Raw genomic sequence first — 16,713 nt, forward strand, 5'->3', positions numbered from 1 at the left:
GCGCATCGCGCGTCTGCTTGCGCCTACCGGGCGGCAGGCGCGCTGGTTCAGGCGATACCTACCTGGTTGCGGCCGCCGTTCTTGGCCTGGTACAGGCCTTTGTCGGCGGCGGATATCAGCTGCCGGCAATGGCTGCCGATTGCCGGTACCTGGGTGGCCAGGCCCACGCTTACGGTCAGGTGCGAGCCGGCCTCGGGTGCGGTGTGGGGGATGCCCAGGGCCAGCACCGTCTGGCGCAGTTTCTCGGCAACCAGCCGTGCGCCGCCCGGTGAGGTGTTGGGCAGCACCAGCGCAAATTCCTCGCCGCCATAGCGGGCCGGCAGGTCGCTGGGGCGCGACGACGAACTGCGAATGGCTTCGGCCACCCGGCGCAAGGCCTCGTCACCTGCCAGGTGGCCGAAGCTGTCGTTGAAGGCCTTGAAATAGTCCACGTCGATCATCAGCAGCGACAGCTGTTGCTGCTCGCGCATGGCACGGCGCCACTCCAGCTCAAGGTACTCATCGAAGTGCCGGCGATTGGACAGCCCGGTCAAACCGTCGGAGTTCATCAGCCGCTGCAGCATCAGGTTCGAATCCAGCAGCTGCTGCTGGCTGACACGCAAGGCACGGTAGGCTTCGTCACGCTGAAGCAGCGTGAGGTAGGAGCGCGAGTGGTAGCGAATACGCGCCACCAGCTCGATGGTGTCTGGCAGCTTGACCAGGTAATCGTTTGCGCCTGCGGCAAATGCAGCACTCTTGACCAACGGGTCTTCCTTGGTCGACAGGACGATGATCGGAATGTCCTGGGTGGCCGGGTTGCTGCGGTACTCGCGCACCAGCGTCAACCCGTCCAGGCCAGGCATGATCAGGTCCTGCAGAATCACCGTGGGCTTGATCCGCATCGCCTGCAACACCGCCTGGTGCGGGTCGGCACAGAAATGGAAGTCGATATTGTCCTCGTTGGCCAACCCCCGCCGCACGGCCTCGCCGATCATTGCCTGATCGTCCACCAACAGCACCATCGCCGAATTCTCGTCGGTGCTCGCGAAACCTTCGATCGGTAAATCATTCATGCCTGTTCACCCGATCACTGCCGGCCTGGCGGCGTGATTCAATACACTTCGTCATTTTGCGAAAACTTCCATCAAGCGCCCGGCGATGCGTTCGAGCGGGCGGATTTCCACTGCGGCATCAATTGCCGCAGCAGCCTTGGGCATGCCATAGACCGCACTGCTTGCCTGGTCCTGGGCGATGGTCAGAAACCCTTGCTGGCGCATCATTTTCAAACCTTGCGCACCGTCGCGCCCCATACCTGTGAGCAGTACCCCCACCGCATCCCCAGACCAGTAACGCGCCACGCTCTCGAAGAACACGTCGATGGAAGGGCGATAGATTTCATTCACCGGCTCGGCAGTGTAGGCCAGTTGGCCGTTCTGGAGCAGGCGCAGATGATGGTTCGTGCCGGCCAACAGCACTTCACCGGGCTGCGGTGGCTCGCCTTCGCGTGCCAGCCGCACGTGCAGCCCGGCCGCGCTGCTGAGCCATTCGGCCATGCCTGCAGCAAACACCTGGTCCACGTGCTGAACCAGCACGATGGCGGCCGGAAACGCCGGCGGCAAGCCCTTGAGCAGCACCTCGAGGGCAGCCGGCCCACCGGCTGAGGAGCCAATGGCCACCAGGCCGCGGCGCTGGGACACTTCCCGTAGCGGTGCGGCCACGTGCCGCGGTGCAGGCGGGCGCTGCTGGCCGATCAGCCAACTGATGTTGAGGATCTTGCGTAACAGCGGTGCTGCCGCCTCTCGCGCGTCCCCAGCGCCAAGCGCTGGCGTGTCCACCACATCCAGCGCGCCGTGGCCCATGGCCTCGAACACCCGGTGCACATTCTGTTTACGGTCGACCGTGACGATGACGATGGCGCAGGGGGTGTCGGCCATGATCCGCCGGGTTGCCTCCACGCCATCCATCACCGGCATGATCAGGTCCATCAGGATCAGGTCGGGGAGGCGCTCGGCACAGTGCTGAACAGCTTCGGCACCGTTGCTGGCCACCCAGACCACTTCGTGGGCAGGCTCCAGGGCGATCGCCCGGCGCAAGGCCTCAACGGCCAGGGGCATGTCATTGACGATGGCGATCTTCATCCCTGAGCACCTCCAATCAGCTCGACCACAGCATCCAGCAACGCATCGTCGTGGAAACTGGCCTTAGCCAAATAGTAGTCGGCCCCGGCATCCAGACCACGCCGTCGGTCTTCCTCGCGGTCCTTGTACGACACCACCATCACCGGCAACGACTGCAGGCGCTGGTCACGCCGCACCAGGGTGACCAGCTCGATACCGTCCATGCGCGGCATGTCGATATCGGTGATCAGCAGGTCGAAGTCGTCGCCGCGCAGCGCGTTCCAGCCGTCCATGCCGTCCACTGCCACGTCGACATCATAGCCACGGTTGCCCAGCAGCTTGCGCTGCAGCTCGCGCACGGTCAGCGAATCGTCCACCACCAGAATACGCTTGCGAGCCACCCCTGCCGCCCCGCCGCTACCGCGTTCGACCCGTTCGAGGCTGCCGGTGCTCAGCAGCTTGTCCACGGAGCGTAACAAGTCTTCCACGTCCACGATGAGCACCACTGAACCATCGTCCAGCAGAGCGCCCGAAGAAATGTCCTGTACCTTGCCCAGGCGCGGGTCCAGCGGCATTACCACCAGCACCCGCTCGCCAATCAGGCGCTCCACCGCCACCCCGTAGAGCTGTTCACGCTCGCGGATCACCACCACGCGCAGGCTGCCCTGGTCGGCCTGGGCCGGCGGGCGGTTGAGCAACTGGCTGGCCGCGACCAGGCCAACGTGTCGGCCTTCGTGCCAGAAATGCTGCCGGCCCTCGATCTGCACGATCTCCTCGGCGGTCACTTCCAGCGCATGCTCGATGTGGGCCAGCGGGAAGGCGTACGCCTCGCCGCCTACCTCTACCACCAGGCTGCGTACGACCGACAAGGTCTGGGGCACCTGCAGGTGGAAACGACAGCCCTGCCCCGCAGTCTGGGTCAGCTCGATGGCGCCACGCAGCTCACGGACCATATGCTGCACGGCGTCCAGCCCGACGCCGCGGCCAGACACCTCCGTAACTTTGTCACGCAGGCTGAAGCCGGGCAGGAACAGGAACGTGAGCAGTTCGTCGTCGCTCATGCGCAGCACGGTTTCAACCGGTGACAAGGCCCGCTCGACGATACTGGCACGCAGGCGGTCCAGGTCGATGCCGGCACCGTCGTCCAGCAGTTCCAGGCTGAGCATGCCGGCATGGTGTGAGGCGCGCAGGCGAATCAAACCTTCCTCGGGCTTGCCCAGCAGCAGCCGGCGTTCGGGCGATTCAATGCCGTGGTCCACGGCATTGCGCAGCAAGTGGGTCAGCGGTGCCTCGAGCTTTTCCAGCACATCGCGGTCAACCTGGGTTTTCTCGCCCTCCACCACCAGGCGCACCGGCTTGCCGAGCGAGCGGCCCAGGTCGCGGACCATGCGGCTCTGGCCGGCCAGCACATCGGCAAACGGGCGCATGCGGCAGGCCAGGGCGTTGTCGTACAGCAGTTGCGCGCGCTGGCTGGCCTGCCAGCCGAATTCATCCAAGTCCGCTGCCTGCTCGCGCAGGGTCTGCTGGGTTTCGCCCAGCACGCGTTGGGTCTGCGCCAGGGCGTCGAGTACCTCGCTGCCCAGGCCGCTGGCTTCCAGTTGCAGGCGCAGGCCGTCGAGGGCCTGCATGCCCTGGCCATGCAGGCGCTTGAGACGTTGCAGGGTGGCCAGGTAAGGCTTGAGCCGCTGGGTTTCCACCAGCGACTTGCTGGACAGATCAAGCAGGCTGTTGAGCCGGTCGGCGGTTACCCGCAGCACCCGCTCTGCGCCCTCACCTTCACGCCGCCCGGCTTTGCGCCGCGGGGCGACTTCGGGCACCGGCGGTTCCATGGCCACAGCCAGTGGCGCAGGCGATGGCTCAGGTGGCGTCGTAACCGGTGCAACCGCCCCCACCGGCAGCGCAGCCCCCGGGTCCAGCAACGCGGCCATCTGCGCCAGGAAGCCCGGTACGCTGCCCTGCGCCCCGGCATCGCCAGGCGTGGCGATGCGCATCAGCAGGTCGGTGCCTTGTAGCAATGCGTCGATATGCTCGGCGGTAAGGCGCAAGCGGCCTTCCTGGGCAGCGACCAGGCAATCCTCCATCACGTGGGCAACGCTGACGCCGGCATCCACCCCGACGATACGCGCCGCGCCCTTCAGGGAGTGGGCGGCGCGCATGCAGGCTTCGAGCTGGTCGGCCTGGGTGGGGTTGCGTTCCAGGGCCATCAGGCCAGCGCTCAGCACCTGCGTCTGGGCATCGGCCTCCAGGCTGAACAGTTCGAGCAACGATGCATCGCGCATTTGCTCTGGGGTCATGAAAGGCTCCGCTGCACGGCAGACAGTAATTGTTGTTCGTCCAGCACACGCACGCTGCGCCCCCGCCACTGCAGTACCGCAGCCGTGAAGCGTACTGCGTCCTGGGCGCTGCCCAGCAGGCCAGGGTCGAGCCGGTGAATGCCGTCGATCTCTTCGACGGCCATCACCACCGGCCCGCCGTCTGCCGCCAGCGTCAGCATGCGCGGGGTAGCCCGGCTACCGCGCTGCTCACCCGCACCCGCCGATGCCCCCAGCAACTCGGCCAGTGACAGGCAAGGCACCAGGGCACCACGCACGTTGGCCACCCCCAACAGCACCCGTGAACGCTGATGGGGCAGCGAGTGAATGGCTTGCAGGGGCGCAACTTCAGCCAGGCAGGCGGTGGGCAATGCCAGCCATTCATCGCCCAGGCGAAACAGCAGCATGGACCGGCCGGCGCAGTCTTCAGCAGGGGCAGGCTGGGCAGCCTCACGGTCTTGCACCAGTGCGTAGCGGTCCAGCAAGCGTGTGGCCGCAGCAGCGTGCACTTCGCAGTTGCGGCAATGAATGTGCCGCTGCAGCAGCGGGCACTGCTTGTTACCGTGCACACCAATGCGGTTCCAGCAATCATCAATGGTGACATCGGTTTCAGCGAGCAGGTTGAGCGAGGACCCGTTGTTCATTGGCCAGGCTCCCGACCAGCACGCACGGCGCGGTCCTGCAGGCGCCTGGCGCCGGCCAGGTCACCCTGGGCGGCCAGCAGCGCGGCCAGGTGCACCAAGGCCTCTGGGTGCTGGGGTTGCAGGTACAGGGCCTTGCGATAATGCGTCAGGGCTTGCGGCGCATCGCCTTCGGTGTCACTGAGCAGCCCCAGCCAGTAATACACCTGTGCGCTTGGGGCGAACTGACGCAGGTAACGCTGGCATTCGCTGCGGGCCTGCTGGCTGTCGCCGGCATTGGCGCAGCGGGCGATACTGGCCAGCAACTCGCGTTCGGTATCTGTGCTGGCTTCGCCCAGAGGGGAGCGTGCCGGTGCGCTAGCCACGGCTGCACGCAGCGGGCGAGGCAGCGGCGCCGAGGGCGGCGACTTACCGGGCAGGTACAGCGCCGAGGGGTTGCGAGGGGGCACGTGAACGCTCCGCGCGCTTTTTCCATCGGCGACGGATGGCAGCGCCGGGAGGGTTTCTTCCTGGCGCACGTAAGCAAACGACTGGGGTATGCCCAAGGGGCGCATACCCATGCGCGCCAGCAGGCTGCCTTCGGCGGGGCCGATGAACAGCACGCCCTGGGGGTGCAGCAGGCGCTTGAGGGTTTCGAATACCCGCTGCTGGGTCGGCACGTCGAAGTAGATCAGCAGGTTGCGGCAGAAAACAAAGTCGTACAGCCCGTCGCGGCTGGCCAACGCGGGGTCCAGCACATTGCCTACCTGCAGGCTTACCCGCTGGCGCACGCGTTCGTGCAGGCGGTGGCCATCCTCCAGGGCTTCGAAGTGTCGCTCGCGAAAGCCCAGGTTATTGCCCCGGAAGGCATTGCGCCCATAGGTCGCCTGATTGGCTTTGGTCACCGAAATAGGGCTGATGTCCATGCCGTCGATCAAAAATGACGGCGGCGCCATACCGGCATCGATCAGCGCCATTGCCAGCGAGTAGGGTTCTTCACCCGTGGAACACGGCAGGCTCAGCAACCGCAGGGGCCGTGCCCCGGCGAGTTCGGCCAGGCGTTTATGGGCCAGGCTGGCCAGGGCGGTGAAAGAGTCCGGATAACGGAAAAACCAGGTTTCCGGCACGATCACCGCTTCGATCAGCGCTTGTTGCTCATCGTGCGACTGCTGCAAGCGCAGCCAGTAGTCATCCAGCCCGTTGGCCTGCAGTGCACTGCACCGTTGGCGCAGGGCTCGCTCCACCATCGGCGCCCCCACCGAGTCCACATCCAGGCCAATACGTTCGCGCAGGAAGTTGAAGAAGTGTTGCTCGTTCATGTCGACGCCCCGCTTGGCTCATCCACGTACAGCAACTGGTGCACGGCCTGAGGCAGCAGGTCACCGACCTCGATGCGCTGCAGCATGCCCTGGTCATCCTGGCGGACCGGGCCTAGGTAGGGGGCTGGCGCATTATGTACGCCATAGGGTTTGAACTCGCCAGGGTGGCAACGCAAGGTTTCGGTAGCGTGTTCGAGCACCAGGCCAAGCTGCAGGCCGGCACGGTAGTGCACCAGTACCAGGCGGGTGCTGGTGCGCTGCACGGCAGGCCGGCCGATGCACAGGGCGGTCAGGTCGACCACCGGCACCAGCCGCCCCCGATGGGCAAGAATGCCGGCAACCCAGGCTGGCGCGTGCAGCACCGGTTTGAGCGGCAGGCGCGGCAGTACCTCGACCACTTCATGCACGTTCAGGGCAAAGCGCTGGTCATCGATATGAAACAGTAAATACAACGAGCCCTTGTCGTGGTCCGCCTGCGCCGCGCGCGGTTGCATGTCGATCATCGCGGTCAGACTTTGAAGCGCGATACGCCGCCGCGCAGGCCGGCCGCCACCTGGCTCAGCTCATCGATGGCAAAGCTGGCCTGGCGCAGCGATTCCACCGTCTGGGTGCTGGCATCGCTCAACTGGGCCAGTGCCTGGTTGATCTGCTCGGCGCCCGTGGCCTGGGCCTGCATGCCCTCGTTGACCATCAGCACACGGGGTGCCAAGGCCTGCACCTGGTGAATGATCTGGCTGAGCTGCTCACCCACCTGCTGCACTTCGAACATGCCGCGGCGCACTTCTTCGGAGAACTTGTCCATGCCCATGACCCCAGCCGACACTGCCGACTGGATCTCGCGCACCATCTGCTCGATGTCATAGGTGGCGACGGCTGTCTGGTCGGCCAAGCGCCGGACTTCGGTCGCTACCACCGCAAAACCACGGCCGTATTCACCGGCTTTTTCCGCCTCAATGGCGGCGTTGAGCGACAGCAGGTTGGTCTGGTCGGCCACCTTGACGATGGTCACCACCATTTGCGTGATGTTGCTGGCCTTCTCGTTGAGAATGCCCAGCTTGGCGTTGACCAAATCGGCCGCCCCCATGACCTGGTGCATGGTGTCTTCCATGCGCGCCAGCCCCTGCTGGCCGGAACCGGCCAGGCTCGATGCCTGGTCGGCGGCGGAGGTCACCTCGGTCATGGTGCGCACCAGGTCACGCGAGGTGGCGGCAATTTCACGGGACGTGGCACCAATCTCGGTGGTAGTGGCGGCCGTCTCGGTGGCCGTGGCCTGCTGCTGCTTGGAGGTGGCAGCGATTTCGGTTACCGACGTGGTGACCTGCACCGACGAGCGCTGAGCCTGGGCGACAAGGTTGGCCAGCGATTCCGCCATCTCGTTGAAGCCGCCTTCGATGGCCCCGAATTCGTCCTTGCGCGCCAGGTTCAGGCGCATGCTCAGGTCACCCGAGCGCAGCTTGTCCAGGGCGGTGACGATCTGTTTCATGGGGGCGGTGATGGCACGCAGCAGCAGCCACCCACAAATGCCGGCGGCCGCAATGGCCATCAACAGCGACACCACCATGCTGCCTTTGGCGGTGGCCACGGCGCTGACGATCTCGCGGGTCGCCGCATCGGCAGACAAGCGGTTCTGTTCGATCACTTCGTTCAGGTGCTTGCGACCCTCTACCCAGGTCGGGGTCAGGACGTCGGTGATCAGGCGCTGGGCCTCGGCGTAGTTGCGCTGGCGGTAGGCATCGAGCACCTGGCCGATTTCACCGACGTAGGTCTGCTCCAGCTGGACGAAGGCCTCGAAGCGCGCCTGGTCCTCACCGCTACGGATGGTGCTCTGGTAGCTGGCCATGTGCTGCTTGAGCCGGTCTTCGAAGCTTTTGAACAGCTCGAGGTCGGCCGAAGACAGTTCGCGGCGGTCGGAAAGCCCCACCAGTTGCTGGCTGGTGACATAACTGTCCACCCACGCACTGCGGATCATCGAGCTGTAGTAGACGCCTGGAATGTTGTTGGTGCCCACCGCTTCCTCGGCAGTCTCAATGGTCACCAACCGCGAGTAGGCTGCCACGATCATCAACAGCATGATGGTGATGATCACGGCAAAACTTGCCAGGATCCGTTGGCGCAACGTCCAGTTCTTCACATTCAGCCCTCAGGAATTCACTACGAGCGGGAAAAATCGTCGAAGTATAGCCCAGGCGCCCTACAGTTTTGCGGCTCAAATGCGGGCAGTGGCCGCAAAATGCCACCTCACTGAGGCGGCCGTGTTGCCTAGGCCTGGGCGGCAGCCTGCCGGGCCTGCTTTTCAAGCTCTTCGCGCAGCCCCGGCTGCAGGCCCAGACGGCGAGCCAGTTCGTCCAGGTAGGCGCGCTCCATGAAGTTTTCCTGGTCGACCATCATCAGGCTGGCCAGGTACATTTCTGCGGCTATTTCCGGCGTTTGCGCGGCGCTGGCGACTTCTGCCGGGTCCAGCGGCTTGTTCAGCTCCGCATGCAGCCATTGCTGCAGCTGGCCGTCATTGTCCAGGCGGGTGAACTCGCCTTCGATCAGCGCCCGCTCCCGGTCGTCCACGTGGCCGTCGGACTTTGCGGCTGCCACCAGCGCCCGCAACACCGCCTGGCTGTGCTGCTCCACCTCAGCGGGTGGCACACGGTCTACGGTCTGCGGCTGCACCGCAGCACCCTGCTGGCTGGCCTGCCAGTTGCCGTAGGCTTTGTACGCCAGCACACCGAGCGCAGCCAGGCCACCATAGGTCAGGGCCTTGCCACCGAACTTGCGGGCCTTCTTGCTGCCCAGCAGTACCCCCAGCGCGCCCCCGCCCAGCAACCCGCCGCCGGCGCCCGACAGCAGCCCGCCCAGGCCACCGGCGCCAGCCCCAGGCTTACCACCGCCAGCCTGTTTTTCGAGCAGTTGCTGACCCGATTTGAGCAGTTGATCCAGCAGGCCCCGAGTATTCATCGGTGCGTCTCCACATAAAGGAAATGAACAGCCAGAGTAAGACTTGCCCTACAACTCGCCACAGCGGATTTGCATCCGGATGTTGCATTGACCGGCAAAAAGCCAACTAGACTCGATATCGCCAGCACCTCCCGAACAAGAACTCCACAAGAGGGAACACCATGTCAGTGCACAAGACCGCATGGCTCGGCGCCTTGTCGACCGCCCTGCTCGCCAGCGCCGGCCTGCAGGCCGGCGAACCGCTCAAGGCGCTGGGCCCGGGCGAAGGGCGCCTGGACATCGTCGCCTGGCCTGGCTACATCGAGCGCGGTGAAAGCGACAAGGCCTACGACTGGGTAACCGGTTTCGAGCAGCAGACCGGTTGCAAGGTCAGCGTCAAGACCGCCGCCACCTCGGACGAAATGGTCAGCCTGATGACCAAGGGCGGTTATGACCTGGTGACCGCTTCGGGTGATGCCTCGCTGCGCCTGATTGCCGGCAAGCGGGTGCAGCCGATCAATACCGCGCTGATTGCCAACTGGAAGCACATCGACCCGCGCTTGCAGAACGGTGGCTGGTACGTGGTCGACAAGCAGGTCTATGGCACACCCTATCAATGGGGCCCCAACGTGCTGCTCTACGACACCCGTGTTTTTCCCCAACCGCCCACTACCTGGGGGGTGGTGTTCGTCCCGCAGGACCTGCCTGACGGCAAGCCCAACAAAGGCCGCGTGCAAGCGTACGACGGGCCTATCTACATCGCCGATGCCGCGCTGTACCTGAAATCAGCCAGGTCCGAACTGGGCATTGCCGACCCCTACGAACTCACCGAACCGCAGTACCAGGCGGTGCTGGAACTGCTGCGCCAGCAGCATCCGCTGGTGCATCGTTACTGGCATGACGCCACGGTGCAGATGAGCGACGTGAAAAACGAAGGCGTGGTCGCCTCAAGCTCATGGGGCTATATGGTCAACGGCCTGAAAGCCGACAACCAGCCAGTCGCCTCGACGATTCCCAAGGAGGGTGCGACCGGCTGGGCGGACACCACCATGCTGCACGCCGAGGCCAAGCACCCCAACTGCGCCTACCAGTGGATGGACTGGTCACTGCAACCCAAGGTGCAGGGCGATGTGGCCGCCTGGTTCGGCTCGTTACCCGCCGTACCGGCCGCCTGCACCGGCAGCCAGCTGCTGGGCGCTGAAGGCTGCAAGACCAATGGTTTCGATAACTTCGACAAGATTGCCTTCTGGAAAACCCCACAGGCGCAGGGCGGCAAGTTCGTACCCTACAGCCGCTGGACCCAGGACTACATCGCGATCATGGGCGGACGCTGAGGTTTTCTGAATGCCCCTAGCCGTCCAGTTCACCCAGGTTTCCCGCACCTTCGGCGAGGTCAAGGCAGTCGACCAGGTCAGCATCGACATCGCCGAAGGGGAATTTTTCTCCCTGCTCGGGCCCTCGGGCTCTGGCAAGACCACGTGCCTGCGGTTGATAGCGGGCTTCGAACAGCCCAGCAGCGGTTCCATCCGCATCCATGGGGCGGAAGCCGCTGGCGTGCCGCCGTATCAGCGAGACGTCAATACGGTTTTCCAGGACTACGCCCTGTTCCCGCACATGAACGTGCTGGACAACGTGGCCTACGGCCTGAAGGTAAAGGGCACGCCCAAGGCCGAGCGCCATAGCCGTGCCGAAAACGCCCTGGCCATGGTCGCCCTGGCCGGTTACGGCGCGCGCAAGCCTGCCCAGCTGTCGGGCGGCCAACGCCAGCGGGTGGCGCTGGCCAGGGCGTTGGTCAACCGCCCGCGGGTGCTGCTGCTGGACGAGCCGCTGGGGGCGCTGGACCTCAAGCTGCGTGAACAGATGCAGGTCGAGCTGAAGAACCTGCAACGGCAACTGGGCATCACCTTCGTGTTCGTGACCCATGACCAGACCGAGGCGCTGTCGATGTCCGACCGGGTGGCGGTGTTCAACCGTGGCCGTATCGAACAGGTGGACACGCCGCGCAACCTCTACCTGAACCCAGCCACCCCCTTCGTGGCGTCCTTCGTCGGCACCTCCAACGTGGTGCGTGGCCCGCTGGCCGAAGCCCTCAGCGGCAGCCCTGCGCCCTTCTCCATCCGCCCCGAACACATCCGCCTGGGCGCCGCCGGGCCCGACAGCCGTCACGTTCAAGTCGAAGGCTTGTTGCGCGATATCCAGTACCAAGGCAGTGCCACGCGCTTCGAAGTACAGCTGGACAGCGGCCAGTTGCTGGCGGTCAGCCAGGCCAATGACAGCTGGCAGGCCATGCCCCAGGCCTGGCAGCCGGGGCAACGCGTGCAAGCGCACTGGCCGCAAGAGGCCATGACCCAGCTGCAGGACACCGAGGCGTACTGACATGACCCCACTGCGCACCTTGTGCAACGTGCTGTACCAGCGCCCCAACCTGTACCTGGCGCTGCTGCTGGTTGCGCCGCTGGGGTGGTTCGGTGCCATCTACCTGGGCTCGCTGCTGAACCTGCTGTGGCAAGGCTTCTACACGTTCGATGACTTCACCATGGCAGTGACGCCAACGCTGACCCTCGCCAATTTCGCAGCGCTGTTCAACCCGTCCAACTTCGACATCATCGTGCGCACAGTGACCATGGCAGTCGCCGTATCACTGGCAAGTGCGGTGCTGGCCTTCCCCATTGCCTATTACATGGCCCGCTACACCCGCGGCAAGACCAAGGCGTTTTTCTACATTGCAGTGATGATGCCCATGTGGGCCAGCTACATCGTCAAGACCTACGCATGGACCCTGCTGCTGGCCAAGGGCGGCGTGGCCCAGTGGTTCACCCAGCAGTTGGCTCTGGACGGCCTGCTGCAGGCCATACTGGGCATTCCGGGGGTAGGTGGCAGCACGTTGTCCACGTCCCACCTGGGGCGTTTTCTGGTGTTCGTCTATATCTGGCTGCCATTCATGATCCTGCCGATCCAGGCCGCGCTGGAGCGCCTGCCGCCGTCGCTGCTGCAAGCCTCGGCCGACCTGGGGGCAAGGCCGCTGCAAACGTTCATGCAGGTGACCCTGCCGCTGTCGATACCCGGCATCGCCGCCGGCTCGATCTTCACCTTCTCGCTCACCCTCGGCGACTTCATCGTGCCACAGCTGGTGGGCCCGCCCGGCTACTTCATCGGCAGCATGGTCTATGCCCAGCAGGGTGCCATCGGCAACATGCCCATGGCTGCGGCGTTCACCCTGGTGCCCATTGTGCTGATCGCCCTCTACCTCGCTGTGGTCAAGCGCATGGGGGCCTTCGATGCACTCTGACAAGGCGCCCTGGGGCCTGCGCCTGGCCGCTTGGGGCGGGCTGCTGTTCCTGCACTTTCCCATCCTGATCATTCTGCTGTACGCCTTCAATACCGAAGATGCAGCGTTCAGCTTTCCGCCCCGGGGCCTGACCCTGAAGTGGTTCACCGTGGCGCTGGCCAGGCCCGACGTGCTGGATGCAATCAGCCTCTCCCTGCAGGTGGCCTGCCTGGCCACGCTGATTGCGCTGGTGCTTGGCACGCTGGCTTCGGCGGCGCTGTACCGGCGCAGCTTTTTCGGCAAGGAAAGCCTTTCGCTGGTGCTGATACTGCCTATCGCCCTGCCCGGCATCATCACCGGCATCGCCTTGCTTTCGGCGTTCCGCAGCCTGGGTATCGAACCGGGTGTGTTCACCATCGTGGTCGGCCACGCCACCTTCTGCGTGGTGATCGTCTACAACAATGTGATCGCGCGCCTGCGGCGCACCTCGCAAAGCCTGATAGAAGCCTCGATGGACCTGGGCGCGGACGGTTGGCAGACGTTCCGCTACATCATCCTGCCCAACCTGGGCTCCGCGCTGCTGGCAGGCGGCATGCTGGCCTTTGCCCTCTCGTTCGACGAAATCATCGTGACCACCTTCACCGCGGGCCATGAGCGAACCCTGCCCATCTGGCTACTGAACCAGCTCAGCCGCCCACGTGACGTACCCGTGACCAACGTGGTTGCCATGCTGGTGATGCTGGTGACCATGCTGCCCATTCTTGGCGCCTACTACCTGACCCGGGGCGGCGACGCCGTTGCGGGCAGCGGCAAATGAACCCGGAGGAACCCCCATGCAAACCCAGATGCTGATCAATGGCCAGCTGGTTGCCGGCGAAGGCCCGGCCTGGACCGTGCTGGACCCTGCCAAGGGCACAGCCCTGGCGCAAATCCAGGAAGCCAGCGAAGCCCAGGTGGATAGCGCGGTGCGTGCCGCGCATCAGGCGTTCGACAGTTGGTCGCAGGCCTGCCCCAAGGACCGCGCGCAGGCCCTGCTGGCACTGGCAGATACCATCGAGGCCAACGGTGACGAGCTGGCCGGGCTGGAATCGCAGAACTGCGGCAAACCGCTGGGCGCTGCCCGCAACGACGAGATCCCCGCGATTGCCGACGTATTCCGCTATTTTGCCGGTGCCGCACGCTGCCTGGGTGGCCTGGCTGCCGGCGAGTACCTGCCAGGCCACACGTCGATGATCCGCCGTGACCCACTGGGGGTGGTGGCCTCGATCGCGCCGTGGAACTACCCGTTGATGATGCTGGCCTGGAAGGTCGCCCCGGCACTCGCTGCGGGTAACACCGTGGTGATCAAGCCATCGGAGCTGACCCCGCTTACGGCCTTGCGCCTGGGTGAGCTGGCCAAGACGCTGCTGCCACCAGGGGTGCTGAACATTGTGTTTGGCCGCGGCCAGACGGTGGGCAACCCGCTGGTCACTCACCCGCTGGTGCGCATGGTTTCGCTGACGGGCTCGATCGCCACCGGGGCTCACATCATCGGTGCCACCGCCGACAGCGTAAAACGCACCCATATGGAGCTGGGCGGCAAAGCCCCGGTGCTGGTGTTCGACGATGCCGACATCGACGCCGCCATCGACGGCATCCGCACGTTCGGCTTCTACAATGCCGGCCAGGACTGCACCGCGGCCTGCCGCCTGTATGTGCAGGACGGTATCTACGAGCGTTTCGTCGAACGCCTGGGTGCGGCGGTGGCCAGCCTCAAGCAGGGTCTGCAGGATGCGGAGGGTACAGAGCTGGGCCCGCTGATCAGCGCCCAGCACCGCGACAAGGTAGCCGGCCTGGTCCAGCGCGCCATCGCGCAGCCGCACATCCGCCTGGTCACGGGCGGCAAGGTCGTTGCCGGGGATGGCTTCTTCTTCGAGCCAACGGTGCTGGCCGATGCCCAGCAGGATGACGAGATCGTGCGCCACGAGGTGTTCGGCCCAGTGGTGTCGGTCACCCGCTTCACTGACGAGGCGCAGGCGTTGGAATGGGCCAACGACTCCAACTACGGGCTTGCCTCATCCGTGTGGACCCGCGACACCGGCCGCGCCCACCGCCTGGCGGCGCGGCTGCAATATGGCTGCACGTGGGTGAATACCCACTTCATGCTGGTCAGCGAAATGCCCCACGGCGGGCAGAAGCATTCAGGGTATGGGAAGGACATGTCGATGTACGGGCTGGAGGATTACACCTGCGTGCGGCATGTGATGATCAAGCACTGAGGGCCCGTTCATTGAGGACCACGTAGTGTCGTGGCCCCACGCTCAGAAATATCCTTCAACAACGATGGATCACCTCCTACAGGTGATCCATTGAGTGGCTTTCGTTGGTATCATAATCTGATACCATGAACAATCAACAGAAAGCCACGCTTGAAAACCTGTGGAAGACACCAACGCCCAAGGCGCTGGAATGGGCGCGAAATGAAACCCTGCTGGTATCGGCAGGTGCGCGAGTCATTGAAGGGCGTGGCTCGCGTGTGCGCTTCGAACTTAACGGTGTAGTAGCGACGTTTCATCGCCCTCACCCGGACAGGCACGCGAAAACCTATCAGATACGGGATGCCCGCCAGTTTCTTGAGCAGGCAGGAGTAACGCCATGAACGTGATGAATTATCGCGGCTACGCCGCACGCATCGAATACAGCGATGAAGACCAACTGCTGATCGGCCACGTCGCGGGTATCCGAGATGTGATTGGCTTTCACGGTGAATCCATCAGCGAGCTACGCCAGGCCTTCCATGAGGCAGTAGATGATTATCTGGAAACCTGTGAGCGCCTTGGCCGGGCGCCGCAGAAAACCTATTCCGGCAAGCTGAGCCTGCGGCTTGAGCCCGCCCTTCATGCCAGCGTGGCTGCCAAGGCCGAACTGGCACAGAAGAGCATCAATCAATGGGTCATCGACATCCTCAGCGGGGCGGCCTGCGCCTGACCGCCATGGCGGCTCAGTGCCGCCCCCGCACCTCAATCACGCAAGTCCGACTCATGAATCGGATTCGCACGGCTGGTGGCCCGCTGGTACTGGGCGGGCCAGGTGGCCTTGTTGCCGCCCAGGTCGTCATCGGCGTGCAGTGGCCAGTATGGGTCACGCAGCAGTTCACGGGCGAGGAAGATGATATCGGCCTGGCCCGTACGCAGAATGTGTTCGGCCTGGGCGGGTTCGGTAATCATGCCGACGGTGCCGGTTGCCATCTCCGATTCCTTGCGCACGCGCTCGGCAAAGCGGGTTTGGTAACCCGGGCCGGTCGGGATTTCGGCATGGCTCGAGGTACCGCCAGATGACACGTCGATCAGGTCTACGCCCAGCACGCGCAGGCGGCGGGCCAACTCGACCGTCTCGTCCGGGTTCCAGCCGTCCTCCACCCAGTCGGTGGCCGACACCCTTACGAACAGCGGCAGCTCCGCAGGCCACACCTTGCGCACCGCCTCTACGACCTGCAGGGTCAGGCGAATACGGTTTTCGAAACAGCTGCCGTAGTCGTCCTGGCGCTGGTTGCTCAGCGGTGACAGGAACTGGTGCAGCAGGTAACCGTGGGCGGCGTGAACCTCAACGACCTTGAAACCCGCTTCCAGGGCACGCTGGGTAGCGGCGACGAACGCGTCCACCACACCCTGGATTTCATCGCGGCTCAGTTCGCGGGGGGCGGTATGCTCGGGGTCAAAGGCAATGGGGGATGGCCCCACGGGCTGCCAGCCACCGTCTTCAGGTTTGACGCTGCCGTGCTTGCCCAACCACGGCCGGTGAGTGCTGGCCTTGCGCCCGGCATGGGCCAGTTGAATACCCGGCACGGCGCCCTGGGCGGTGATGAAACGCGTGATGCGTTGCAGCGGGGGGATCTGGGCGTCGTTCCACAGGCCGAGGTCTTCGGCGGTAATGCGGCCATCCGCCGTGACCGCCACGGCTTCGCTGAACACCAGCCCCGCCCCGCCCACGGCACGGCTGCCCAGGTGGACAAGGTGCCAGTCGTTGGCCAGGCCATCGACAGAGGAATACTGGCACATCGGCGATACCGCAATGCGGTTTGGCAAGGTCAACTGACGCAGGGTGTAAGGCTCGAGCAGCAGGCTCATGAGGGCACCTCCCAAGGACTCCTAGGGTGATCCGGCTCGGGCACTCGCAGATCGATCCTTGGCCCGA

The 16,713-nt window shown here is 64.6% G+C and carries 16 protein-coding genes; 7 read left to right on the forward strand and 9 right to left on the reverse strand.

Annotated features, from left to right (window positions below; translation table 11 throughout):
* Positions 1 to 47 precede the first annotated feature (47 nt).
* The 8 genes from wspR to IAE33_RS01720 form a co-directional block, all read right to left on the reverse strand.
* Positions 48 to 1,052, reverse strand: coding sequence for a Wsp signal transduction system regulator diguanylate cyclase WspR (gene wspR / locus IAE33_RS01685; protein ID WP_028634871.1), 1,005 nt, complete (start codon positions 1,050 to 1,052; stop codon positions 48 to 50).
* A gap of 51 nt (positions 1,053 to 1,103) precedes the next feature.
* Positions 1,104 to 2,117, reverse strand: a complete 1,014-nt coding sequence (gene wspF / locus IAE33_RS01690; RefSeq protein WP_028634870.1) for a Wsp signal transduction system protein-glutamate methylesterase WspF — start codon at positions 2,115 to 2,117, stop codon at positions 1,104 to 1,106.
* Positions 2,114 to 4,390, reverse strand: a complete 2,277-nt coding sequence (locus IAE33_RS01695; RefSeq protein WP_201161843.1) for a hybrid sensor histidine kinase/response regulator — start codon at positions 4,388 to 4,390, stop codon at positions 2,114 to 2,116. The genes wspF and IAE33_RS01695 overlap by 4 nt, the downstream gene beginning before the upstream one ends.
* On the reverse strand, positions 4,387 to 5,052 hold the full coding sequence (locus IAE33_RS01700; protein ID WP_201161844.1) for a chemotaxis protein CheW: 666 nt from the start codon (positions 5,050 to 5,052) through the stop codon (positions 4,387 to 4,389). Before IAE33_RS01700 ends, IAE33_RS01695 begins: the two co-directional genes overlap by 4 nt.
* Positions 5,049 to 6,347, reverse strand: coding sequence for a CheR family methyltransferase (locus IAE33_RS01705; protein WP_201161845.1), 1,299 nt, complete (start codon positions 6,345 to 6,347; stop codon positions 5,049 to 5,051). The genes IAE33_RS01700 and IAE33_RS01705 overlap by 4 nt, the downstream gene beginning before the upstream one ends.
* A complete protein-coding gene (locus IAE33_RS01710) occupies positions 6,344 to 6,850 on the reverse strand; it encodes a chemotaxis protein CheW (RefSeq protein WP_201161846.1) in 507 nt (168 codons plus the stop codon). Before IAE33_RS01710 ends, IAE33_RS01705 begins: the two co-directional genes overlap by 4 nt.
* A 5-nt stretch (positions 6,851 to 6,855) precedes the next feature.
* Positions 6,856 to 8,478: a methyl-accepting chemotaxis protein gene (locus IAE33_RS01715; protein WP_201161847.1), complete on the reverse strand. Its 1,623-nt coding sequence runs from the start codon at positions 8,476 to 8,478 to the stop codon at positions 6,856 to 6,858.
* Between the two features lie 128 nt (positions 8,479 to 8,606).
* Complete coding sequence (locus tag IAE33_RS01720) at positions 8,607 to 9,293, reverse strand: tellurite resistance TerB family protein (RefSeq protein WP_028634864.1); 687 nt, start codon at positions 9,291 to 9,293, stop codon at positions 8,607 to 8,609.
* A gap of 161 nt (positions 9,294 to 9,454) precedes the next feature.
* On the opposite strand from IAE33_RS01720, the gene ydcS reads away from it, so the two are divergent.
* The 7 genes from ydcS to IAE33_RS01755 all read left to right on the forward strand — a co-directional run bounded on the left by ydcS (position 9,455) and on the right by IAE33_RS01755 (position 15,507).
* Complete coding sequence (ydcS, locus tag IAE33_RS01725) at positions 9,455 to 10,606, forward strand: putative ABC transporter substrate-binding protein YdcS (protein WP_201161848.1); 1,152 nt, start codon at positions 9,455 to 9,457, stop codon at positions 10,604 to 10,606.
* A 10-nt stretch (positions 10,607 to 10,616) separates the two neighbouring features.
* Positions 10,617 to 11,648, forward strand: coding sequence for an ABC transporter ATP-binding protein (locus IAE33_RS01730; RefSeq protein WP_201161849.1), 1,032 nt, complete (start codon positions 10,617 to 10,619; stop codon positions 11,646 to 11,648).
* A 1-nt stretch (position 11,649) separates the two neighbouring features.
* Positions 11,650 to 12,561, forward strand: a complete 912-nt coding sequence (locus IAE33_RS01735) for an ABC transporter permease (protein ID WP_201161850.1) — start codon at positions 11,650 to 11,652, stop codon at positions 12,559 to 12,561.
* Positions 12,551 to 13,357 (forward strand): ABC transporter permease, encoded by an 807-nt coding sequence (locus IAE33_RS01740; RefSeq protein WP_201161851.1) that lies wholly within the window; start codon positions 12,551 to 12,553, stop codon positions 13,355 to 13,357. The genes IAE33_RS01735 and IAE33_RS01740 overlap by 11 nt, the downstream gene beginning before the upstream one ends.
* Before the next feature lie 16 nt (positions 13,358 to 13,373).
* Entirely contained in the window at positions 13,374 to 14,798 is a 1,425-nt protein-coding gene (locus tag IAE33_RS01745) for a gamma-aminobutyraldehyde dehydrogenase (RefSeq protein ID WP_201161852.1), read from the forward strand.
* A gap of 125 nt (positions 14,799 to 14,923) precedes the next feature.
* On the forward strand, positions 14,924 to 15,178 hold the full coding sequence (locus tag IAE33_RS01750; protein ID WP_201161853.1) for a type II toxin-antitoxin system HicA family toxin: 255 nt from the start codon (positions 14,924 to 14,926) through the stop codon (positions 15,176 to 15,178).
* Positions 15,175 to 15,507 carry a type II toxin-antitoxin system HicB family antitoxin gene (locus tag IAE33_RS01755; protein ID WP_201161854.1) on the forward strand — a complete coding sequence of 111 codons (333 nt, stop codon included), beginning with the start codon at positions 15,175 to 15,177 and terminating at the stop codon, positions 15,505 to 15,507. The genes IAE33_RS01750 and IAE33_RS01755 overlap by 4 nt, the downstream gene beginning before the upstream one ends.
* Positions 15,508 to 15,539: 32 nt before the next feature.
* Here IAE33_RS01755 and IAE33_RS01760 read toward each other — a convergent pair whose 3' ends face one another.
* Positions 15,540 to 16,646 (reverse strand): NADH:flavin oxidoreductase/NADH oxidase, encoded by a 1,107-nt coding sequence (locus IAE33_RS01760; protein ID WP_201161855.1) that lies wholly within the window; start codon positions 16,644 to 16,646, stop codon positions 15,540 to 15,542.
* Positions 16,647 to 16,713 lie beyond the last annotated feature (67 nt).

Source organism: Pseudomonas sp. S60, assembly GCF_016647865.1.
In the GTDB taxonomy this organism is placed as follows: Bacteria; Pseudomonadota; Gammaproteobacteria; order Pseudomonadales; family Pseudomonadaceae; genus Aquipseudomonas; species Aquipseudomonas parafulva.